Below are 23,390 nucleotides of genomic sequence, written 5' to 3' on the forward strand. Positions count from 1 at the left end.
TAAAATAATTCAAAAACCATCACTTAATGTTATGTGATGGTTTTTTTGAATTATTGAGGTATGACATCAATTTCCATATGCACTAAATAACCATTTTCATCAAACGATGCGAGATAATATTGATTCAATGTACCGTACTTTAAAAATTGATCTCCTTCATCAACAATCATTGTCTCTTTATGAGCTTTTTTGAATGCTTGTTGAGTAACGACACCTGATTTAACATCAAACATGATGTGCCGACTTTACCGTTTTTATCTTTTAAGATTTTAGTATCATAGACAGTTGTGGATTCTCCACCAGTGCCAGTCTTAGCGTCAGCTTCTGTTTGATATCCATTAATTGTAACGTTATCTGCGTACAGTGCTTCTACAAAAGAATGTTCTAATACGAAGTTGGGATTATTGTATGTGTAGCCATCATAGTTATACCATGGTGTTGTTTCAGACTCTGATTGAGCTGCAATTGCATGATCTGTATTTCCAACAGTTGTTATGCCAAGTAATAAGCTTGTTGTTAATGCACCGGTCCCTATTAATTGATAAACTTTCTTCATTCTCCCCACGCCCTTTATTTGATATAACGTTTATTTTGCCTGACTGTCATGATATATGTTGTAATAATACACTACCCTTAATACGCTACGTTAACCAAAATAATCGAATTGATTATCGAACGTAACATCTTAATTATTATTGTGTATTTATTCACAATTTAAAACATAATAATATTTTTAAATTTATATTGTAAGCGTTTCCTAATTATGCTATATTCAACTTATTAATCATTAAGTCATCATATGACCGCATGAATTTTAAGGAAAATTAATTAAGAAAGTTGGATATTTATGAAACAAAAAAGAACAAATATAAGATGGTATTTTGCCGTCGTCTTCTTTATTATAGGTATTATTGCATATATGGATCGCTCAAATATCTCGATTATCGCAGGACCAATGATGGAAGATTTGAACATGAACAAAACACAATTTGGTCTTTTAGCGTCATTCTTTTCATTAGGGTATGCGTTGATGCAAGTTCCTTCGGGGATGCTTGCAGAGAAATTCGGACCTAAAAAGATGCTGACAATCGCATTATTATGGTGGAGTGCTTTCACAATTTTAACGGGTATTGTTAAAAACCACGGTTTTCTATATTTCGTGCGTTTCTTATTTGGTGTAGGTGAAGCACCAATGTACCCATCAAATGCTGTTTTTAATAGTTATTGGTTTAATAAGAACGAAAAAGGTCGTGCTTCTTCTGCACTATTAGCTGGGTCTTACTTTGGTCCTGTTATTGCGCCAATCGTTACAATTGCGATTATGACATCTTTTGGTTGGGAAGCAGTATTCTATATCTTTGGTTTAATAGGTGTTGTTATCGCTATTTTATGGGCTATAATTGCGAAAGATTTACCAGAACAACATAAAATGGTCAATGAAGCAGAGAAACAATTCATTATGCAAACGCGAGATGTAGTTGATACTGAAAAAACAACTGCACCTTGGAAATTATTCTTTAGTCGCTTTAGCTTTTATGCCATTGCCGCACAATACTTTGTAGTACAGTTTATCATTACATTATTTTTAATTTGGTTACCTACATATATTCACGAAGAGCATCATGTAGAATTTAAAAAAATGGGATTTATTGCTGGTGCACCGTGGTTAGCGATGTTTATACTAATCATGTTAGGTGGAACAATTTCAGATAAAATTTTATCAAGTGGTAAATCTAAATTCGTCGCACGTGGTTTTATCGCAATTACTGGATTCGTCGTGTTCTGTATATCACTGTACTTTGCGTTAGCTACGAGTCAGTTATATATGACTATCTTCTGGTTATCACTTTGTCTTGGTGGAGTCGGTTTATCAATGGGAATGAGTTGGGCAACAGCTACAGACTTAGGTCGTAACTTTGCGGGTACTGTTTCAGGATGGATGAACTTATGGGGTAATATTGGAGCATTATTAAGTCCGATATTAGCTGGTTTCTTAGCAGACAAAATTGGTTGGACATGGACGTTACAATTAATGATGGTTCCAGTAGTATTCGCCATCATCATGTGGTTCTTTATTAAACCAGATAATCCATTAGTAAAAGAAGAAACTGTATAAAATTTTAATCTATTGCCTTAAACAAATGGGCAATAGATTTTTTCTAATTAAAAAAGTTTAGGTATACCTAATAAAAATATTTACAAAATAAAGAAATGGGTTTATCCTCTTGGTATAAGAGGTGTTCGAAATGGGGAAAAGTTTAGAAGAAATTAATAGTACTGTCTCTTTTGATGCAGAAGCAAATGCTTTTAGAAAATTCCTAATGTATTTAGGGCCAGGTTTGCTTGTGGCTGTTGGATATATGGATCCAGGTAATTGGATTACTTCAATGGCTGGAGGAGCACAGTATGGATATATATTATTATTTGTCATTCTCATTTCTAGTCTTTCTGCTATGTTATTACAAAGTATGTGTGCGAGATTAGGTATTGCGAGCGGCATGGATTTAGCTCAAGTAACAGAGCATATGACGAATAAAAGTTTAGGTATATTTTCATGGGTATTAGCTGAATTAGCTATAATGGCTACGGACATTGCTGAAGTAATTGGTAGTGCAATCGCATTGAATTTGCTATTTAATATACCGTTAGTACTGGGTGTCACAATAACAGTATTAGATGTTCTACTGTTACTTATGATTATTAAACTCGGTTTTCGAAAAATAGAAGCTATTGTTGGTGTGCTTATATTTACGGTACTTGTAATATTTATGTTTGAAGTGTACTTGTCTTCACCTGAAACAAGTTCATTATTTGCAGGCTTTATACCAAGTTCAGAAATCGTAACAAATAAAGGTGCTTTATATATTGCATTAGGTATTATCGGTGCGACTATTATGCCTCACAATTTATATTTACATTCATCTATCGTGCAATCAAGAAATTACGAAAGAACAGACAAAGGTAAAAAAAGCGCAATTAAATATGCTACAATCGACTCAAATATACAATTATCAATTGCTTTTGTTATTAACTGTTTAATATTAGTGCTAGGTGCTGCATTATTTTTCGGAAGTCATGAAGCACTAGGGAGATTCTTTGATTTATATGATGCACTAAGCCATTCACATGTTGGTGGTGCAGTAGGTGGCGCATTAATGAGTACATTATTTGCCATCGCATTATTAGCATCCGGTCAAAATTCAACCATTACTGGAACGTTATCAGGCCAGATTGTTATGGAAGGATTTTTGAAAATTAAATTAAAACCATGGTTACGAAGAGTGATCACAAGAATCATTGCTGTAATTCCTGTGTTTCTCTGTTTATGGTTATATGGATCTAGCGAAACTAAAATTGAAGATTTGTTAATATTTACACAAGTGTTCTTAAGTTTAGCTTTACCATTTAGTATCATTCCGCTTATTATGGCAACAAATAATCCGAAAATAATGGGTGAGACATTTGTAAATAGAACATGGATGAGTATTTTAGCGTGGGTATTAGCAATTGTACTGAGCGTGCTCAATGTATACTTAATAATTGAAACAATTTCAGAATTTATGTAGATAAAATGCCAAGGTGTGTGATGACTTGGCTTTAGTGTGTCGGCAAAGTCTTAAACTTTGCCGGCATTTTTTTATGCGCATGCTTTCCGCGAGCATGTTCTCAGCCTGTAGTCTTCAAATCATGCTGTTCCCGCAGGAGTCAGCGCTAAAAAAACACCAAATATTAGCAAATTATTTTATAATATAGATGAAATTTTATTTAGGAGTTGATTCTATGTTGAATTTTATTTTGAATTTATCAAGTCAGGGCTCACATGATAAATAGAGCCATTGAAATTATCAAGTCAGGCTCCACATGATAAATAGAGCCGTTGAATTTATCAAGTCAGGGCTCACATGATAAATAGGACCATTGAATTTATCAAGTGAAGGCTCACATGATAAATAGAGCCGTTGAATTTATCAAGTGAAGGTCCACATGATAAATAGCAATAATTCTTTATACTATTCTCCACGATTTTGCAAAGTGCGGACGCCCGGGGGAATAGTATGAGTGAGAGACTACAGGCTCGAGCCATACCCCTAGGCAAGCATGCACTTTCAAAATCGTAAGATTTTAAAACATATCATACCGTTTACTAAAAAAAGCCAACAAGTTCACTTTAAGTGACTTTGTTGACAGTCTGAAGCCAAGGCGTGTGATGCCTTGGCTTTTTTACCTTCTATCTCTCTTTTTTTCAGCGTCTATTAATAATTTAATGGGTCCTGTTGAGTTTAACAAGATGAGTCTTTGCGCCATTTCTTCAGGGGAGGTACGGAATGATTGGTTAATCCATCCTTGTATCATCCCACTATATGCTGAAGCAATGTATTCTGCTACTATTTCTTTTTCTAACAACATGTCGTTTTCAGCGCCTGTGTCTTCGAAGAACATGATATATCTTTGTTGTATATGATTTTTGAGTAGTATATAAAAGTCTGAATAGTAATTGAACATCGTTTTATAAAAATAAGCATAATGTGATATATGACTAAAGATATTATTGGCGATGTAAAATTGTGATTCGCTAATGCTATGATGCTTTAAATAAAAAGTATAAGGTTCTCCAAAGAGTAATTGAAAGTGACTTGTTATTGTTTGTTCTGCTAATGCTTCTATTGATGGGTAATGTCTGTAAAACGTAGAACGGTTAATTTCTGCATGCTCACACAGTTGTTTAACAGTTATAGATTCAAGACGAGTTGTGTTAAGACAATTCAATAAAGCAGATTGTATTTTGTTTTTTGAATTTTTACGTTTATGATTCATTATTTTCATCCTTTTGATATATGCAACACAAATGAGGAATGTGTTGTATTTATCATGTTACACATATTGTTTTTCAATGTCGAACGTTTTTATAATGGACAGTGTTCATACGTTAAGGAGGAGAAAATAATGAAACAAGATTCCAAAGATTTAAAAGAAACTTTGTTAAATAATAAACATAATAGATTAAATCATGATACTTTTGATTTGAATGTTGCCTTAGAAGAAATTCTTAATTCAGTAGGTTATTCAACTGCTGATAGTGGTGGGAAAGTGACTTTTTACGGTAAAGATCCGATTATGCCAAGTACTTTAAGGATTGCAGGATTAGCAGGTTTAGGACTAGCAGCCAAATCGGTTGCATTAGCACATCTATGGCAAGTTAGAGGAGGAAAAGGCCAAGATATATATGTCGATATAAGAAAAGCTGTGAAAAGACTATCTCCATTTTATGAGCGTAAATGGGAAACTTTAAATGGATTTCCGGCTAAAAGCCAAGAAGATCCTCATACACCCTTTAGATTTAGCTTTTATGAAACGAAAGATAATAGATGGGTAATGCCATTAAACCCATACCCGAATGCGAAAGAACATGTATTGGATTTATTAAATTGTCGTGGCTCTAAAGAAGCGGTTACTGAAGCAATTAAGCAGTGGAATGGGCATGATTTAGAAGAAGCAGGTTCCAAAAAAGGAATCGTGATGCCTCTCGTGCGTTCACTGGAAGAATTTATAGAAGAAGAACAATTTAAGCATGTTGCAGAATCAGAACTTATTGAAATAAAAAAAATTGGTGAATCTGACCCTAAACCATTTACAGAAAATCCAGAACAGCCATTAAGTGGTATACGCGCTTTAGGTATGGGGCACGTTATTGCTGGTGCAGGATTAGGTAGAGGACTTGCTTTACATGGTGCGGATGTATTAAATGTATGGAGACCAACAGAGCTTGAAGTTGAAACAATGTATTTAACATCAAATGTAGGTATGCGTTCAACGTATTTAGATATTAAGCATCAACCTTCTCATAGAGCTCAATTGGATGAATTATTAAATGATGCAGATGTGTTTTTTATAAATAAAAGACACGGATTTATGGAAGAATATCAACTTACAGCACAAGAATTAGCTGAACAACATCCTGGTATAATCCATGCTTCTGTAAATTTACATGGACATACAGGTCCGTGGGCTAATAGAAATGGATTTGATCAAACTGCAGGTAGCGTGACCGGCGTCATGACTTTAGAAGGAACAGATGAGAAACCTGAACTACCTCCAATCGTAGTTGTGAATGACTATGTTATTTCTTGGTTGTTAGAATTAGGGACAATTAAAGCTTTAGAAAGAAGAGCTGTAGAAGGCGGTAGTTATAGTGTGTCTGTTTCATTAAGTAAAGTTTCAGCATATTTAATGTCTTTAGGTATCTTTGATAAAGCATATGCTCAAGAAGCATCTAATAGTAACGAGGAACATCGCATCGTTGCACCTGAGCAATTTGAAGCGGAAACACCTTTAGGCACATACGTAGGTGTAACGGATCAAGTCGAAATGTCTGAAACACCTGGTAAATATGACACAGTGTTAATGGTAAGAGGTTCAGATAAACCCGTTTGGAAATAATGATATAAAGCTATAAAAAAGCCGATAGATGAGCATGACAAATGCTCTCTATCGGCTTAAAATTTATTTATTTATTTATTCTTTGCTTAAACTCACTTTAATATCAGAAGGTCCAGCAAGTAATGGTTTGACACTGCTAAAGAAAGTTTGGAAATGCTCACTATTATTATGAGATTCTATAGCTTCTTGGCTTTCCCATATTTCGTACATTAAATAAGTGTTTTCATTTTCTGTAGCTTTAAAGTGTTCGTAACCGATGTTGCCTGCTTCATTTCTTGACGCTTCAACTAAATCTTTAACTAATGATTCATATTGTTCAACAGATTGTGCTTGAACTTGGAATTTAGCATTTATGATAATCATAAAAAAACCTCTTTCTCTCTATCAATTTTAATTACTATAGATGCATCATGACAGAATAAAAAAGAATTGTAAATTTTGAAAGCTTGGAATTTTAATATTTTTATTCAGCTTTTAATTTCGAATGTTTAATGCCATAAGAAAAGTAAACGATGATTCCTAAAATAAACCAAATCATAAATGCTATCCATGTTGTACGGGATAAGTTTGTCATAAGATATAAACATATGCCAAAAGATACTAGAGGTAATACAGGATAGAATGGCACATTAAATCCTTCTGTTGGAAGTGTATGATTTCTTCTTAGGAACAATACACCTATTGAAACTGTACAGAAAGCAAACAATGTTCCGATATTAATTAATGAAGCGAGTTGTGATAGAGGTACAAGACCTGACACAACGCCCATAGATATTGTGAGTATAATTGTATTGTGTACCGGCGTTTGTTTTTCGTTTGTTTTCGATAATACTTTTGGCAATAATCCATCTCTGCTCATTGCAAATATTAAACGTGTACCACCATAAGACATCACAAATATGACTGTTGTCATACCTACTATCGCGCCTAATGATAAAAATCCTGCAATCCAATTTTGATTAATCGATTGTAGTGCAAAAGCTACAGGTGCGCCAACGCCTTCTAATCGCTGATACGGCACAACACCAGTTAGAACAGCAGAAACAATAATATACAAGATTGTACAAATTGTTAATGCACTTATAATACCTATTGGCATATTTTTTTGAGGATTTTTAACTTCTTCAGCTGCTGATGATACAGCATCAAAGCCAATGTAAGCAAAAAATACCATTGATGCACCAGTTAATACACCATTGAAACCGAATGGTAAGAAAGGCGTCCAATTTTCAGGTTTAACATAGAAGACACCTACGATAATAAATAATAAAACCACCAAAATTTTAATAATAACCATAATATTATTAATTCGAGTAGATTCTCTTACGCCATTAACTAATAATGCACCGATGATGATAATAATTAAAAAAGACAGTAAATCGAAGTATTGACCGCTACTAGGATCATATGATCCAGATAATGCTTTTACTAAATGAATATCCATACCGGATAATAAATTGATCACATATGACGACCAACCACTAGCTACAGCAGCTATTGCCAATCCATATTCTAACAATAATGCCCAACCTAATATCCAAGCGATACCTTCACCGAAAACATAATAACTATATGTATAGGCGCTTCCTGCTTGAGGAATTTTTGATGAAAATTCTGAGTAACATAATGCTGCTAAACCACATCCAATTGCAGCAATAATAAATGAAATCATAATTCCTGGACCTGTAATAGTTGAAGATATTTCACCTGGTAAAATAAAGATACCACTACCTACAACAGCACCGACCCCAAGCATTGTTAAATCAAATGCGCCGAGTGTTTTTTTAAGTTTTTTATTTGATTGAGAAGAAAGCCACTGTTTCTTCTTGAAAAATTGATTCATGTTGCACCTCCGGCAGATAATTATACATAGATTTATCTAAAAATTCTATATGTTTAAATAATTAGATTAGTGTAATTTTATTTCTAAAAAGGAATTAATGTGTACTTATTTTGAATATTTAGTGAAGTTTAAGGGAAAGTAATTAAATATGAGGAAATATTTAAAGGTTAAACAGACTGTTTGACTAACTTAAATATCAAGTCTAATATTTACTATCGTGAAGAAAAAGGATATAAAAATTTTTAATAATAAATGAGGAGGAACAATCATGAAAAATGAACAAATCGTATTAGCTAAAAGAACAGAAGGTATTCCTCAAGATGAAGTATTTAGATATGAAGATATAGAAGTAAGAGAACCAAATAACGACGAAGTATTATTAAAAACGATATATGTATCGGTAGATCCTTATATGAGAGGTAGAATGAATGATTCAAAAAGTTATACACAGTCATATGAAATAGATAAACCTTTTAACGGACATATTGTTGCAGAAGTCGTTCAGTCAAACTCAAGTGAATTGCAAGAAGGAGATATTGTAACGGGAATATTACCTTGGCAAAAATATATTACAATTAACCAAAAATATGTAACTAAAATAGCATCTGACGAAGTGCCATTATACCTATATTTAAGTGTACTAGGTATGCCAGGCATGACTGCTTATCAAGGATTGTTGAAAATTGGTAAACCTCAAGAAGGAGAAACAGTTGTTGTTTCAGCAGCTTCAGGAGCAGTAGGATCAGTAGTTGGACAAATTGCTAAACTTAAAGGCGCTCATGTAGTTGGTATAGCAGGTGGTTCAGAAAAAGTGAATTATTTAACGGAAACATTAGGTTTCGATGAAGGTATAGATTATAAGAAAGATAATTTTGCTGAAGAACTTGAAAAAGCAGTGCCAAACGGAATCGATGTATATTTCGAAAATGTAGGCGGAGAACTTTCTGACGAAGTATTTAAACACCTTAATAAATTTGCACGAATTCCAGTATGTGGTGCAATATCTTCATATAATCTTAAAGGAGAAGATATTGGTCCTCGTATTCAGCAAGTTCTTATCAAGAGCCAAGCACTTATGCAAGGCTTTATAGTTGCGCAATTTAACGAAGATGTTAAAGAAGCTAGTGAACAATTGGCGCAATGGGTGCAAGAAGGTAAAATTAAATCAGAAGTAACAATAGATGAAGGATTTGACCAAATACCAAACGCATTCCGTAAATTATTTACAGGTGATAACTTTGGTAAACAAGTTATTAAAGTAGCAGATTTATAAAAATTAAAAAACAATTTAGGAGTCTGGGACATAAATACCTAAACTCAAAATATAAGATCTCTTCATTAGGCAATTGCCTAGTGAAGAGATCTTTTTATATTTTAAAATCGTAGAGAACGTAACCAAGAGAAATTAGGATTACGTTGTTCAATGATTGTTACGGCCAAAACGCACGAAGACTTGATATGCTCCCTTCAAAGTAGACAGTTAAAAACAAAACTTTGAAGGGAGTTTTTATATATGAAGAGAAAAATAAAGTTATCTGTTGAGACATTTTTAAAATTATTTGAAATAGTTGAGGATGGTTATAGTTTTGAAACTGCTTTAAGAAAACTTGATTTGAACTATAATTCTAAAGAATTAAGATACAAATATCATATGTATCTTGAACACGGGATAGATATTCTAATACCACATGCTTCTAGACCCAAATATTCAAGGAAGTTAAAAGAGAAGGTAGCTCAAGATTATTTAAACAAAGGTATTTCACTAGAAGGTTTAGCTATTAGATATAACATAAGAAGTAAATCAACTGTACGTCAGTGGATAATTCAGTATACTGAGGGTAAGAAAAATAAATCACATGAACCCGAGGTGTATATCGTGAATCCTAAAAAAACGACATTAGAAGAAAGAATTGAGATTGTAAAATACTGCTTAGATCACAATATAACGTACAAAGAAGCTTCTGAAAAATTCAATTTAAAATATAGCCAACTTTACAGTTGGATTCAAAAGTATAAAGAACATGGTAAAGATGGTCTTATTGATGGTCGAGGTAAAGGTAAGCCACAAAGCATCATGACACCAGAAGAAGAGTTGAATGCGCGTATAAAAGCACTTGAAGAAAGAAATAAATATTTAGAAATGGAAAACGAAGTATTAAAAAAAGAGGAAGAGATCGAGAGGCAGTTGATGAAACAAAAATCAGGCAAGAAGCATCGTACAAAACGGTCAAATCGCTAAAAGATACTTATCCAATAGTATGGTTATGCCAAGTACTAGAAATTTCTAGAGCGAGTTATTATAAGTGGATGAGCCGAAAGGCACCACGATTAGAACAGGAAAACAAAGAATTAATCGGCGATATCATAGATATATTTAATAAGTATGAAGGCATTTATGGTTATAGACGTATATACATTTATATTAGATTAAAGCTACAGAAAAAAGTTAATCACAAACGTATATACAGACTAATGAAACAAATAGGTTTAAAAGCTGTTATCAGAAGAAAGCGAAAGAAATATATAAAGAGCACACCTTTCTATGTCGCAGAAAATGTACTTAATCGCGAATTTAATGAAACAGTTCCAAATAAAAAATGGTTAACTGATGTGACTGAATTCAGATTGAAAACCGGGCAGAAAGCTTATTTAAGTGCAATTTATGATCTTGGTAGTAAAAAAATAATCAGTCATGAAATCAATTTATCCAACAATAATGAGTTTGTATTTAAAACCATAAAAAAAGCAATAAGAGGCAAAAATACCAAGGGTATTTTATTGCATAGTGATAGAGGCTATCAATATACAAGTCCATCATTCAAAGAGATTTTAAAAGAAAACGGCATGATTCAAAGTATGTCTCGTGTAAGCAAGTGCATTGATAATGGACCTATGGAGAATGTATGGGGCATAATAAAAAGCGAATTATTTAAAGGAAGTAAGATGCATAGTTTTGAAAATATTGATAAAGCAAAGCATAGTATCAATCAATACATTAAGTTTTTTAATGAAGATCGAATTACATTAAAAATGGCTGCCCTCATAGCTTAAATATGAAGACAGCCCAAATTTCATTTTTTAGTTGTCTACTTGACAGGGTGCAGTTCAACTTAGAAGATATCGTGCGATTTTGGTAAAATCTGGATAAAACGCACGAAGACTCAAAAGATATCGTGCGAGTTTGTTAAATACTGGATAAAACGCACGAAGACTCAAAAGATATCGTGCGATTTTGGAAAATACTGGATAAAACGCACGAAGACTCAGAAGATATCGTGCGATTTTGGTAAATATTGGATAAAATGCACGAAGACTCGAAAGATATCGTGCGATTTTGGTAAAGAGATCTACAGTAAATAAATTTCCTGAGCTTAATGGATATCAACATTAAGCTCAGACTACTCCTTTATAGACATATCTTTTCGTGTGATATGTTGGCAGTATGAACATCCGGAATTTAAAAGATATTCAATTTAGGATTGTATAAATATAGCAAGAAGTAGATAATATTATTTAATAGAGAAAAAGAGGTGCGTAAATTGTCATCTAGTAAAGCTTATAAACAACTATTATTAGGTATGTTATCACTTTTTATCGTTATGGCGATTGGTCGATTTTCATACACGCCCGTTTTACCTTTCATGCAAAAAGCAACTCATTTAAGCAATCAAGATGCTGGACTATTGGCGACGATTAATTATTTAGGTTATTTAATCGGTGCCATGATTCCGACTTTCTTGATTATGAAAAGTAAGGTTATTGATTTAAAAATATACTTATTAATAAACATTATTTCTGTATTGTTGATGGGTTTTACACATGACTTTGTAACGTGGAATATTTTAAGATTTGTAGCCGGTATTACAAGTGGTACTGTATTTGTGCTTGCTTCTAATGTTGTATTAGAATCTTTAAATAAAGGTGGCAAGTCTCATTTATCTGGGTTCTTATATAGTGGCGTGGGTATTGGAATATTTACGAGCAGTATCTTTGTTCAACTGTATACGGATAGCGAAACATGGGCATCTACATGGATCATATTAGGTGTCGCATCTTTAGTGATGGGGTCAGTTGTTATTTTCTTAATGAAAGATATTAAAGAACCTATAAATTTAGAGAACAAGAACTTAAATGTAAATAATAAAAGTGAAGCATATACAAAGTGGTTTATGGTATTCTTCTCAATTGCTTATTTATTAGAAGGTGCGGGATATATTGTAACAGGTACATTCTTAGTGGCAATTGTTGAATCTATTCCAAATCTGAAAGGATATGCTGCGTTAAGTTGGATGTTTGTAGGTTTAGCGGCAATACCATCTTGTATATTATGGTCTATTTTAGGAAATAAAATTGGGTTTATTAAAGCAATCTATCTAGCATTTATACTCCAATTTATAGGCGTCATATTACCAGTATTTTCACATAACACTGTAAGTTTAATTATCAGTTCATGTTTGTTTGGAGGAACTTTCTTAGGCTTAACGACGCTATTTATGTCACGAGGCCAATTAATGAGTGCAATTTCAGGTAAAAATTTAGTAGCGTTATTAACATTTATCTACAGTCTTGGGCAAGTAATAGCGCCTTACTTTGCAGGAATATTAATTGGAGATACAGATAATTACAATGGTGCACTTATTTTTGCGTCATCGTTGTTAGTACTAGCAATAGTTGCTATATTTATAAGCCAAAGACCAGTTCAGAAGAAGTTGAAGAAGTAGGAGAAACCCAAAAACACATAGTAAAAATAAATGACCTATTGAAGAATATTGACGATGAACAAGTTCTTGAATGTGAAGTGAAATTCCAATTTTGTATATAAAAAAGAAAAAGAAGAGAGGCATAAATATGAAGAATGAAAAAATATACACGATGTCTGTATCAAGCGTATACCCGAACTACGTTGCTAAAGTAGAGAAAAAAGGAAAAACCAAAAACGACGTAGATGAAATTATCAATTGGCTCACGGGATATAGTCAGCAGGAATTAGAAGAAATATTAGCAAACAAAATTGATTTTGAAACATTCTTTAAAGAAGCACCGAATAAAAATCCTAATAGAAAACTAATTAAAGGTGTTATATGTGGCATACGCGTTGAAGAAATCGAAGAACCACTCATGCAAGAAATCAGATATTTAGACAAATTGGTTGATGAGCTAGCAAGAGGAAAGAAGAAGGAGAACATATTTAGAAAAGAGAAGTAATTCAACTATGTATTCTATTAAAAGTTATGAAAATAAAACAAATTAGCCTTCTTACTGAATGCGTTCTTTATCAAACACCACGGATATAGAGTGCGCATTGATGATATAGAACATTATTTATCAGGATATGTACAGTATCAGAAGGTGTTTAAATGATATTAACCGACTCAAATAGCTGTTTCACTATGATATTGCTATCATCTTTTTAATGGTATAAAATATTGTAAAAATAACAATATTTGGTTGAAAAGGAATGGTAATGAACGTGATTTCTGCGAATAGTATTATTGCTAAAATGAAAAATCAAAAGATTAATTATGACAAAGTGATGCGTAAGATGATTAATGAATGGCAACGTAGTGATAAGCGACCGAGCATTTTAATTCATAGTTGTTGTGCACCTTGTAGTACATATACGTTAGAGCTTTTAACGCAATATGCGGATGTGGCCATATATTTTGCGAATCCTAATATTCATCCTAAGCGTGAGTATGAAAGACGAGCAAAGGTTCAAGAAGATTTTGTTGAGCGTTTTAATGAACGGATGAATACGAACGTGAAATATATTGAAGCGCCTTATGAACCTCATAAATTTATGAAGATGGTTAAAGGCAAAGGTTTAGCTGAAGAGAATGAAGGCGGATTGAGATGTACGGCTTGTTTTGAAATGCGTTTAGAACTTGTAGCCGAAGCTGCTGCGAATCTTGGATATGATTACTTTGCCAGTGCTTTAACATTGTCTCCTAAGAAAAATGCACAATTGATTAATGAATTGGGGATGGAAGTGCAAGATATTTTTCATGTCTATTATTTACCTAGTGATTTTAAGAAGAATAAAGGTTATGAAAGGTCTATAAAGATGTGTAATGAATATGAAATTTATAGACAGTGTTATTGTGGTTGTGTGTTTGCAGCGATGAAACAAGGTATTGATTTTAAAGAAGTTAATCAAAATGCTAAAGCTTATTTAGAATCATGTAGTAAGAGTTGTTTATAATTTTGTTTGCAAATGAATCTTAAAACCGATATGTTGTAGGTGAATGAAAATTAAATATAATAAGCAATAAACCACTGGAAGTGCCTTTTAAATGGCTGAGATTAAAGTGAGACTTTAAAATTCCTTGAACCTGATCCAGCTTGTACTGGCGTAGGAAAGTGGCGTATCTTTAGTTGAAGTTTAAGTTGACGCTATTTTCTTATTGAAAATAGTGTTTTTTTTATAAAAAAGGAGGATAAAAATGAAATTTACAGATAGCGTATTTAAAAGAGTTGAACCAATATGGGAATCTTATATGAAACATCCGTTTATTCAAGGACTAGGCGATGGGACACTTGATGAAGAGAAATTTAAACATTGGCTGAAACAAGATTACGTGTATTTGATTGAATATGCGAGACTATTTTCCATTGGGGCTGCTAAATCAACAGATTTAAAGATGATGACGACTTATGCAGATCTAGCAAACGGTACGTTGCATACAGAAATGGATTTACATCGTAGTTATGCTAAACAATTTAATATATCTGAAGAAGAGCTTGAACAAACAGAACCAGCCCAAACAACAGTAGCTTATACGAGTTATATGTTAAATTTGGCCCAACAAGGTGGAATTGAGAACGTTATAGCTGCAATTTTAACGTGTACATGGAGCTATAGCTATATAGGCTTGAAGTTAGCTGAAATTGAAGGTGTAAAGGATCATCCGCTATATGGAGAATGGGTTAATATGTATGCATCTGAAGAATTTAGTACATTTAAAGAAGACTGCATTCAATTAATGGATACAGTTGCAGAAGGTAAGACTGAAGAAGAACTTAATCGTTTAGAAGATATTATTGTAAAGACAAGCTACTATGAATATATGTTCTGGGAAATGGCTGAGAATCTTGAAACATGGCCAGTACCAGTGAAATAAGTTGTTGTTTTGTAAAATCTACGATTTTGTTCGTGCATGCTTGCCTGGGGGTATGGTTCGAGCCTGTAGTCTCTCTCATACTATTCCCCCGGGCGTCAGCACTTTACAAAATCGTGGAGGAATATTTATTTTCATATATTTTTTCGTTAGTTCTTTTAAGTACATGCTGTAAGTTGCAAGACCGACTAAACAAGCAACATAGAAGGCCTGTAAGTTGCAAGACTGACGAAACAAGCAACATAGAAAGCCTGTAAGTTGCAAGACCGACCAAACAAGCAACATAGAAGGCCTGTAAGTTGCAAGACTGACGAAACAAGCAACATAGAAAGCCTGTAAGTTGCAAGACCGACCAAACAAGCAACATAGAAGGCCTGTAAGTTGCAAGACCGACCAAACAAGCAACATAGAAGGTCCGAAAGTTGCAAGACTGAGTAAACAAGCAACATTCAGCCCCCGACTCAACTCAAAATAAATAACAACTCATTGCACTGATTTATTCAGCTAGAAATGAGTTGTTATTTTTTACAAAATCGTTATCATTACAAAATCGAATTATGAGTACAAAAAAAGACACTTCGTATAATTTAATAAACAATTTTTAATATGCATATAAATATTTAAAGGATGGATAGTTTATGAATTTGTGTACCATCACTATTGAAGTTCTTTTCGTCTAACCAATGCTCATATTGTTGTTTAATATTTGGCCATTCTTTATCTATAATAGAGAACCAATCTGTATCTCTATTTCTACCTTTATATACTAACGCTTGTCGAAAAGTACCTTCATATGTAAATCCTAATCTCTTTGCTGCGCGTTTAGAAGGGTCGTTTAAACTATCACACTTCCATTCATATCGTCTATATCCTAATGTTTCAAATACGTATTTAGCGAGTAAGTACTGAACTTCAGTAGCAATGCGTGTTCTTTTTAAAAGAGGTGAATAATGGATATGGCCAACTTCAATAGATGAAGCTTTAGTATTAATACGTAGCAGTGATATTATACCTAAAGCTTTGTCAGTAGTTTTATCAACTATCGCAAAGAAATAAGGATCTTCGGAATGGATACGATTATTAATTAAAGTACTAAATTCATCTTTATCGTGAATTGGTTCATTTGGTAAGTAAGTCCAATTTAGATCATTATCTGTGTCACATAACAATTCAAATAAATCGTCTAGATGACTCGTATTTAAATGCTCTAATTTACTATATTTGCCTTCAAGCATTTCAATGCTCGGTTTATCAGCTTGTTGAAAAGATTGAACGGCGTCACCAATAGGTTGATTGTATGCATTATATCTCATATGAACATCTCCTTTATTTTTATGATAGCACAAAATTAAATAAGAGAACTTTTATGAAAGAGGATGTCTTTCCAAAATCTTATTTACAGTTAAATACACTAAATGAACGATGATTAAACTAGCTACCGTATCAGAAAAGAAATGAGCATTTAAATAAATTCTTGAACACATCATTGAAATGATTAAAATAGAAGAAATCCACTTTACGATATATGTGTTGTATAAAGCGAGCAATACAAATAAGGCTACAAATAATATTAAAGTATGCAAACTTGGAAAGCTAAATCCTTCAATTAAATCTGAAGGTCTCGGTCTTTGGATAATATATTTTAGCAATGTTCCTGTAATGAGAGCAGTAATCGTGAAAATTAAATAAGGTAAGAAGTGCTGCTTGTTATAGAAATACAAACCTATAAATATGATGCCTATTAAAAAAACTGTATGTAATGGCGAGAATATAAAAGACACGATAGATAAATAATTATGTAACCTAAATTCAATTGTATTATTTTGAATAAAATGATAAACAGCGTGATCTATCGGGTATATGTATTTAGTAAAAATAGATACAATGATTAATAGTAAAATAATTGCATAACTCATAATGAGCATTGAGTCTTTCTTCATGATGCTTATAACTCCTTTGAGTATATGATTTTAAGCTTAATTTAATTTTAAATAAAAAGCTCATTATAAACAATGAGACTTTAGAACTAACTAATATAATGAAAGAATTATGTGCTGTGTTATAGTTTAAGGAAGTTTTCAAGATGCTTTATACGAAAAGAGGTAATGTAATGCGACCGATCAATGAAGAAAAAGTCATTCATAATCTTGGACAATTAGGAGACAATTATGGTCTTTTAGTTTTGGCTAAATTGAGCAATAAAGAACAAGAGCAAAGAATCATACTCTCTGAACTCGAGCATTATAATCAACACATGATTAAACAATCACTTGAATTATTAGTAGAAAATCAATTTTTACAAGTTAGAATAGAAGAGATCATGCCACCTAATATATATTATAAGCTCACGGAACAAGGAGCATTATTAATACCTGTACTTGAACAGATCGAAGCGTTGAAAATATAAAACAAAGCGGCAGGTCGATGAAGTTATTAATAAGATTTGGGACATAAAAGCATTCTTATTTTAAACAATAATATATTTCTTATACAATAAACATAGGAGGGATAGTCATGAATAAAGATTGGCAATCACAATTACCTATAAATAATATTAAAGAAATTATACCCGTTAGTGGTGGAGATGTTAACGAGGCTTATAAAGTAGAAACTAAAGATGGACCATATTTCTTGCTCGTTCAACATAATAGAAGTGAAACATTTTATGCTGCAGAAATCGCCGGTTTAGAAGCATTTGAAGCGGCTGGTATTACCGCCCCTGTAGTTAAAGGTTACGGACAAATTCATGATGATGCTTATTTAGTATTGAGCTATCTTGAAGAAGGTCGCTCCGGCAGTCAAAGGGAACTTGGTAAACTTGTTGCGAAGTTGCATAGTCATCATGAACCACATGGCAAGTTTGGTTTCCATTTACCATATCATGGTAGTGATATTACGTTTGAAAATGGATGGAAAGACTCGTGGATCAATATATTTGTAGAACAAAGGTTAGACCAACTGAAAGATGAAATTGTTCAGAGAAAATTATGGTCTAACGATGAAATTTTATTATTTGAAAAAGTACGTGAAAAGATTGTAAAAGCTTTAGAAAATCATAATAGTAAGCCTTCACTCTTACATGGAGATTTATGGGCAGGTAATTTTATGTTTTTATCAAACGGAGAACCTGCTTTATTCGATCCATCGCCTTTATATGGAGATAGAGAATTTGATCTCGGTGCTACACGTGTATTTGGAGGATTTACGAATGAATTTTACGATGCATATAATGAGACATTACCTTTAAGTAAAGGCGCGAATCAAAGAATAAAATTTTATGAGCTTTATTTATTAATGGTGCATTTAGTGAAGTTTGGTTCTATGTATGCAGGTAGTGTAAATAGAACGATGAATGAAATATTAGATTGATAAACAAGAAAAATAGAACGTCTGTAAGTTGCAAGACTGACGAAACAAGCAACATAGAACGTCTGTAAGTTGCAAGACTGATCAAACAAGCAACATAGGAGGTCTGTATGTTGCAAGACTGACGAAACAAGCAACATAGAACGCTTGTAAGTTGCAAGACTGACGAAACAAGCAACATAGAACGCTTGTAAGTTGCAAGACTGATCAAACAAGCAATATAGAACGACTGTAAGTTGCAAGACTGACCAAACAAGCAACATAGAACGCTTGTAAGTTGCAAGACTGATCAAACAAGCAACATAGAACGTCTGTAAGTTGCAAGACTAGCCAAACAAGCAACATTCAGACTCGATCCCTATAAGAAAACGACCAATAATCATTGGTCGTTTTCTTATTTATTATATTGAATAGTCGCTGTTAAATGAACATCTTCATTACTTATATTGCGATACGTATGTGTAACGTCTGATTCGAAATGTATAGCATCATCTTGTTTAATTGTATGTTTATGCCCATTTATTTCAATTTCTAATACACCTTTATGAACGATAATATATTCTTCTGATCCTACATGATGACCTTCTGATACCATTTCGGCATTGCCTTTTAATTCCATATTAAACATTTCAAAGTTCTTATCTATATTGAATGGGAAATAAGGATATATGATGACTGTTTGATCGTCGTTATAGATTGGAACGATATCTGCTTTAGACACACAATTGATATTGTCATCTTTATTGGAGATTAAATCTGATATAGGTAGATGTAATCCATTAGCTATTTTCCATAATGTTGTGATTGTAGGGTTAGATTGTCCGTTCTCAATTTGGTTGAGCATCGTTTTACTTACGCCAGTTCTTTTGGATACTGTGCTCAAACTTAATTGTTGTGATGTGCGGTATTGTGATAAATTATGTGCGACGATTGTATGGATATCTTTCATAAATAAAACACTCCTATTTACTTTATAACGAACGCATTGTACAATATAATGTGTTCTTTATAACGAACGTTAAGTACATTATAGCAGAAAAATTATTGAAGGAGTATCATACACGATGAATAATATTAATAGAAATAATAAACAAAGCTGGATACTGTTTATAGGCATCTTATTAATTGGGGCAACTCTAAGAGCACCAATTACTTCGGTTGGAATAGCTTTACCATCAATTAAAGAAACATTAAGTTTATCTAATACATCAGTCAGTTTAATTACAATTATTCCGTTACTTTCTTTTGCAGTTATTTCGTTGTTTGCTGCAAAAATAAGTAATAGATTTGGTATAGGACGTACTGTATTCGGTGCGCTTATATTTATATTTTTAGGAATTATGTTGAGAGCGATAACAGGCATATCTTGGCTTTATTTAGGCACAGTTTTAATCGGTGTAGGTATTGCATTTGGAAATGTTTTAACACCAGGCATAATAAAAATGAATTTTCCTTTACGCATAGGTATTATGACAGGGTATTACACAGTTGTGATGAACATATTTGGTAGCCTTTCTTCATATATAACTGCACCATTAGTTAAGCAGTATAACTATAGTATCGCGATTAGTTTAATAGGTGTGATAACTTTATTAGGTATTATTGTATGGTCATTTCAATTGAAAAAACATGATCATGTAAATTCTTCTCAAACAAGTACTAATATCAATGTTTGGAAATCGCCGTTATCGTGGCAAATCACATTATTAATGGGTGGACAGTCTATGATATTTTATTCACTCATCAATTGGTTGCCTGAATTTTTATTAAGTAACGGTACACCCATTAATGAAGCGGGTATTTATTTATCTATTCTACAATTAGCCATTATTCCACTTACATTTGTCACACCGATATTTGCTGAAAAGATGAATAATCAAGTGGTCATTACTTTTGTGACAGGTTTATTATTTGTTCTAGGAATATTAACGTTAATGCTTCAACCTGGCTGGGCATTTGTAGGTATCATATTAATAGGCATCGCAAGTGGACTAGCATTTGGCTTAGTCAATACGTTCTTTGGACTAAGAGCAGAAAGTGGTCATACAGCTGCTAAATTATCAGGAATGTCTCAATCAGTAGGTTACTTATTTGCAGCAATCGGACCGTTATTCTTCGGCATATTGCATGATGTCACACAAAGCTGGAATGCTTCATTTAGTATTTTACTGATAACATCATTACTCATCATGCTCGTTGGATCACAAGCAGGAAGAAATAAAACAATAGAACAAACTTTACAAAAATAAATAAATTATGAAAGTGGTATTTTAACTAAGAAGTTGAAATATCACTTTTTATAAAATGAAGAGAAAGTTATAGAATAAATTACAATATAGTGAACATAATACATATAAAATAATAAAAATAGGAAAACGCTTTCCAAGAATGCTTTATTTTCTGACACTTTATAGTATAATTGTCCCATGAAGTTTGACGCATTTAAATTTGATGAATTTAAACAAGGAGTGACACGAAATAATGGAAGACAATCATTTAAAAAGGGGTCTTAGCTCACGCCAAGTTCAGATGATTGCACTTGGTGGAACAATCGGTGTAGGTTTATTTATGGGTGCATCTAGTACGATTAAATGGACTGGACCATCGGCTATATTTGCTTATTTAGTAGCAGGGCTATTTTTGTATTTAGTAATGAGAGCAATGGGAGAATTAGTATACTTATATCCAACAACTGGTTCATTTGCCAACTATGCAAGTGATTATTTACATCCAGTAGCAGGCTATGTAACTGCTTGGAGTAACATATTCCAATGGATAGTAGTAGGAATGAGTGAAGTTATCGCAGTCGGACAATATATGCAATACTGGTGGCCAGACTTACCAACCTGGATACCTGGTGTCATAGTTGTCATTACATTAGCAGCAGCCAATTTAGCTTCAGTTAAAGCTTTTGGTGAATTTGAATTCTGGTTTGCAATGATAAAAGTCGTAACAATTATTTTAATGATTGTTGCAGGGTTTGGTTTAATATTCTTTGGACTAGGAAATGGCGGAAATGCTATAGGTTTAGGTAATTTAACTGAACACGGAGGATTCTTCCCTAATGGTATAGTAGGCTTCTTCTTTGCTTTATCAATGGTTGTTGGTTCCTATCAAGGTGTAGAACTAATAGGTATTACAGCAGGTGAAACGAAAGATCCACAGAAAAACATAAAGAAAGCTGTAAACGGTGTTATATGGCGTATTTTAATCTTCTACATAGGTGCAATATTCGTTATCGTAACAGTTTATCCATGGGATCAACTAGGTAATGTAGGTAGTCCATTCGTTGCAACATTTGCAAAAGTGGGTATTACAATTGCAGCAGGATTAATTAACTTTGTCGTAATTACAGCAGCAATGTCTGGTTGTAATTCTGGAATATTTAGTTCAAGTCGTATGGTATACACGTTAGCTCAAAAAGGACAAATGCCTCGTATATTTAAAAAAGTAATGAAAACAGGCGTTCCATTCTTTGCAGTATTAGCAATTTCAATTGGTATCTTTATAGGTGTTATTTTAAACATCTTATTACCATTATTTATAGATGGTTCTGAAAATATATTTGTATACGTATATAGTGCTTCTATTTTACCAGGGATGGTACCATGGTTTATGATCTTATTCAGTCACATTCAATTTAGAAAAAAACATCCTGAAGAAATTAAAGATCATCCATTCAAAATGCCATTCGCACCATATACAAACTATCTGACATTAGGGTTCTTTATTTTAGTACTTATCGGTATGTTATTTAATGCAGAAACAAGAGTATCCGTTATTATCGGTATCGTATTCCTATCAGCAATGACACTTATATACTTCTTAAGAGGTTATCATAAAGTAGATAGAGGCGAATATTAAGCCTAATTAAATGAAACATCCTGTCACTAGATTAACGTTCTAGTGATAGGATGTTTTTGTTTAATCTTATTCATGCATGTTCTTTACGAGAATAAACATCGTTATAAACTGATAGCATGTTAAGGTATAATAACGCTATATACAATTAGATGAAAGGTGATACTTATGGACAAATATTTATATATCGCACATGGCTATAACGCAAATAGTCATAAACATTGGTTTAAGTGGCTTACTGAACAGTTTCAAGGTGTTCAGAGTAAAATTTTAGATTTTCCGAATGCTTCGAATCCTGTTTTGAAAGATTGGAATGAGACATTAAGGAACGAAGTTGATTTATCTTCTGGTGAAAATGTGATTGTAGCACATAGTTTAGGTGTTGTTACGTTGCTGAATTATCTTTCTCAATATGATGGTGACATTAACGTTAAAGGGATCATATTGGTTGCAGGATTTTATGAAGTTATCCCTGAACTCAATAAAATTGATGAATACATACAACATACGGATATAGATTTTGACAAACTTCAAGCGCAAGTACCTAATATTGTAAGTGTTGTTGCAACAAATGATCGCGTTGTTCCATATGAACTGAGCGAAAATTTATCGAAAAGATTGAATTCAAAGTTTATAACAATCAATCATGATGGTCATTTTTGTGATAGGGATGGTTATACTCAATTTCCCGAAGTTGCGCATTATGTAAATGAAATATTTAATCAATAAAAAAACGCCCTCGGCTATTGCCGTGGGCGTTGGAT

General features: G+C 32.9%; 20 protein-coding genes, 1 pseudogene and 1 riboswitch. Of the genes and pseudogenes, 14 read left to right on the forward strand and 7 right to left on the reverse strand.

Annotated features, from left to right (window positions below):
- Positions 1–166: 166 nt before the first annotated feature.
- Complete coding sequence (gene isaB / locus PYW35_RS01465) at positions 167–556, reverse strand: immunodominant staphylococcal antigen IsaB family protein (protein ID WP_103323146.1); 390 nt, start codon at positions 554–556, stop codon at positions 167–169.
- A 291-nt stretch (positions 557–847) separates the two neighbouring features.
- Here isaB and PYW35_RS01470 point away from each other — a divergent pair, with 291 nt between their 5' ends.
- Together PYW35_RS01470 and PYW35_RS01475 are read left to right on the forward strand one after the other, a co-directional pair.
- The gene (locus PYW35_RS01470; RefSeq protein ID WP_103323145.1) at positions 848–2,116 is read left to right on the forward strand and encodes a pyruvate MFS transporter; all 1,269 of its coding nucleotides are present in this window, start codon (positions 848–850) and stop codon (positions 2,114–2,116) included.
- Between the two features lie 130 nt (positions 2,117–2,246).
- Positions 2,247–3,566: an Nramp family divalent metal transporter gene (locus PYW35_RS01475; RefSeq protein ID WP_016913170.1), complete on the forward strand. Its 1,320-nt coding sequence runs from the start codon at positions 2,247–2,249 to the stop codon at positions 3,564–3,566.
- A 655-nt stretch (positions 3,567–4,221) separates the two neighbouring features.
- Here PYW35_RS01475 and PYW35_RS01480 read toward each other — a convergent pair.
- A complete protein-coding gene (locus PYW35_RS01480; RefSeq protein WP_169925697.1) occupies positions 4,222–4,815 on the reverse strand; it encodes a TetR/AcrR family transcriptional regulator in 594 nt (197 codons plus the stop codon).
- Positions 4,816–4,944: 129 nt separating this feature from the next.
- Between PYW35_RS01480 and PYW35_RS01485 the strand changes: the two genes are divergently transcribed.
- Positions 4,945–6,438, forward strand: coding sequence for a CoA transferase (locus PYW35_RS01485; protein WP_103323142.1), 1,494 nt, complete (start codon positions 4,945–4,947; stop codon positions 6,436–6,438).
- Positions 6,439–6,513: 75 nt separating this feature from the next.
- Here PYW35_RS01485 and PYW35_RS01490 read toward each other — a convergent pair whose 3' ends face one another.
- Positions 6,514–6,801, reverse strand: a complete 288-nt coding sequence (locus PYW35_RS01490) for a putative quinol monooxygenase (protein WP_016913021.1) — start codon at positions 6,799–6,801, stop codon at positions 6,514–6,516.
- A gap of 100 nt (positions 6,802–6,901) precedes the next feature.
- Entirely contained in the window at positions 6,902–8,281 is a 1,380-nt protein-coding gene (locus PYW35_RS01495) for an amino acid permease (RefSeq protein WP_016913022.1), read from the reverse strand.
- A gap of 268 nt (positions 8,282–8,549) precedes the next feature.
- Here PYW35_RS01495 and PYW35_RS01500 point away from each other — a divergent pair, with 268 nt between their 5' ends.
- The 6 genes and pseudogenes from PYW35_RS01500 (at position 8,550) to tenA (ending at position 15,402) form a co-directional block, all read left to right on the forward strand.
- The gene (locus PYW35_RS01500) at positions 8,550–9,554 is read left to right on the forward strand and encodes an NADP-dependent oxidoreductase (protein ID WP_103323141.1); all 1,005 of its coding nucleotides are present in this window, start codon (positions 8,550–8,552) and stop codon (positions 9,552–9,554) included.
- Positions 9,555–9,775: 221 nt separating this feature from the next.
- A pseudogene (locus PYW35_RS01505) lies at positions 9,776–11,332 on the forward strand (IS3 family transposase).
- A gap of 488 nt (positions 11,333–11,820) precedes the next feature.
- A complete protein-coding gene (locus tag PYW35_RS01510) occupies positions 11,821–13,002 on the forward strand; it encodes a YbfB/YjiJ family MFS transporter (RefSeq protein ID WP_169925691.1) in 1,182 nt (393 codons plus the stop codon).
- 127 nt (positions 13,003–13,129) lie between these two features.
- The gene (locus PYW35_RS01515) at positions 13,130–13,486 is read left to right on the forward strand and encodes a DUF2200 domain-containing protein (RefSeq protein WP_103322925.1); all 357 of its coding nucleotides are present in this window, start codon (positions 13,130–13,132) and stop codon (positions 13,484–13,486) included.
- Between the two features lie 265 nt (positions 13,487–13,751).
- Positions 13,752–14,483 carry an epoxyqueuosine reductase QueH gene (locus PYW35_RS01520; protein WP_103322926.1) on the forward strand — a complete coding sequence of 244 codons (732 nt, stop codon included), beginning with the start codon at positions 13,752–13,754 and terminating at the stop codon, positions 14,481–14,483.
- A 66-nt stretch (positions 14,484–14,549) separates the two neighbouring features.
- Positions 14,550–14,657: riboswitch (TPP riboswitch) on the forward strand.
- A 67-nt stretch (positions 14,658–14,724) separates the two neighbouring features.
- Positions 14,725–15,402, forward strand: coding sequence for a thiaminase II (gene tenA / locus PYW35_RS01525; RefSeq protein ID WP_103322924.1), 678 nt, complete (start codon positions 14,725–14,727; stop codon positions 15,400–15,402).
- Between the two features lie 617 nt (positions 15,403–16,019).
- Here the strand turns inward: tenA and PYW35_RS01530 are convergent.
- Together PYW35_RS01530 and PYW35_RS01535 are read right to left on the reverse strand one after the other, a co-directional pair.
- On the reverse strand, positions 16,020–16,712 hold the full coding sequence (locus PYW35_RS01530; RefSeq protein ID WP_103322923.1) for a GNAT family N-acetyltransferase: 693 nt from the start codon (positions 16,710–16,712) through the stop codon (positions 16,020–16,022).
- A 51-nt stretch (positions 16,713–16,763) separates the two neighbouring features.
- Positions 16,764–17,339 carry a phosphatase PAP2 family protein gene (locus tag PYW35_RS01535; protein ID WP_103322922.1) on the reverse strand — a complete coding sequence of 192 codons (576 nt, stop codon included), beginning with the start codon at positions 17,337–17,339 and terminating at the stop codon, positions 16,764–16,766.
- Between the two features lie 170 nt (positions 17,340–17,509).
- Between PYW35_RS01535 and PYW35_RS01540 the strand changes: the two genes are divergently transcribed.
- Both PYW35_RS01540 and PYW35_RS01545 read left to right on the forward strand, forming a co-directional pair.
- Positions 17,510–17,806 (forward strand): winged helix-turn-helix transcriptional regulator, encoded by a 297-nt coding sequence (locus tag PYW35_RS01540; protein ID WP_169925690.1) that lies wholly within the window; start codon positions 17,510–17,512, stop codon positions 17,804–17,806.
- A 107-nt stretch (positions 17,807–17,913) separates the two neighbouring features.
- A complete protein-coding gene (locus PYW35_RS01545) occupies positions 17,914–18,768 on the forward strand; it encodes a fructosamine kinase family protein (RefSeq protein WP_103322920.1) in 855 nt (284 codons plus the stop codon).
- Between the two features lie 391 nt (positions 18,769–19,159).
- Here the strand turns inward: PYW35_RS01545 and PYW35_RS01550 are convergent, their stop codons facing one another.
- Positions 19,160–19,714 carry a helix-turn-helix domain-containing protein gene (locus PYW35_RS01550; RefSeq protein ID WP_103322919.1) on the reverse strand — a complete coding sequence of 185 codons (555 nt, stop codon included), beginning with the start codon at positions 19,712–19,714 and terminating at the stop codon, positions 19,160–19,162.
- A 115-nt stretch (positions 19,715–19,829) separates the two neighbouring features.
- On the opposite strand from PYW35_RS01550, the gene PYW35_RS01555 reads away from it, so the two are divergent.
- The 3 genes from PYW35_RS01555 (at position 19,830) to PYW35_RS01565 (ending at position 23,355) form a co-directional block, all read left to right on the forward strand.
- The gene (locus tag PYW35_RS01555; RefSeq protein WP_103322918.1) at positions 19,830–21,014 is read left to right on the forward strand and encodes a CynX/NimT family MFS transporter; all 1,185 of its coding nucleotides are present in this window, start codon (positions 19,830–19,832) and stop codon (positions 21,012–21,014) included.
- A gap of 232 nt (positions 21,015–21,246) precedes the next feature.
- Positions 21,247–22,629, forward strand: coding sequence for an amino acid permease (locus tag PYW35_RS01560; protein WP_103322917.1), 1,383 nt, complete (start codon positions 21,247–21,249; stop codon positions 22,627–22,629).
- A 165-nt stretch (positions 22,630–22,794) separates the two neighbouring features.
- Positions 22,795–23,355 (forward strand): RBBP9/YdeN family alpha/beta hydrolase, encoded by a 561-nt coding sequence (locus tag PYW35_RS01565; protein WP_016912845.1) that lies wholly within the window; start codon positions 22,795–22,797, stop codon positions 23,353–23,355.
- Positions 23,356–23,390 lie beyond the last annotated feature (35 nt).

The sequence above is a fragment of the Mammaliicoccus vitulinus genome, from assembly GCF_029024305.1.
GTDB lineage: Bacteria > Bacillota > Bacilli > Staphylococcales > Staphylococcaceae > Mammaliicoccus > Mammaliicoccus vitulinus.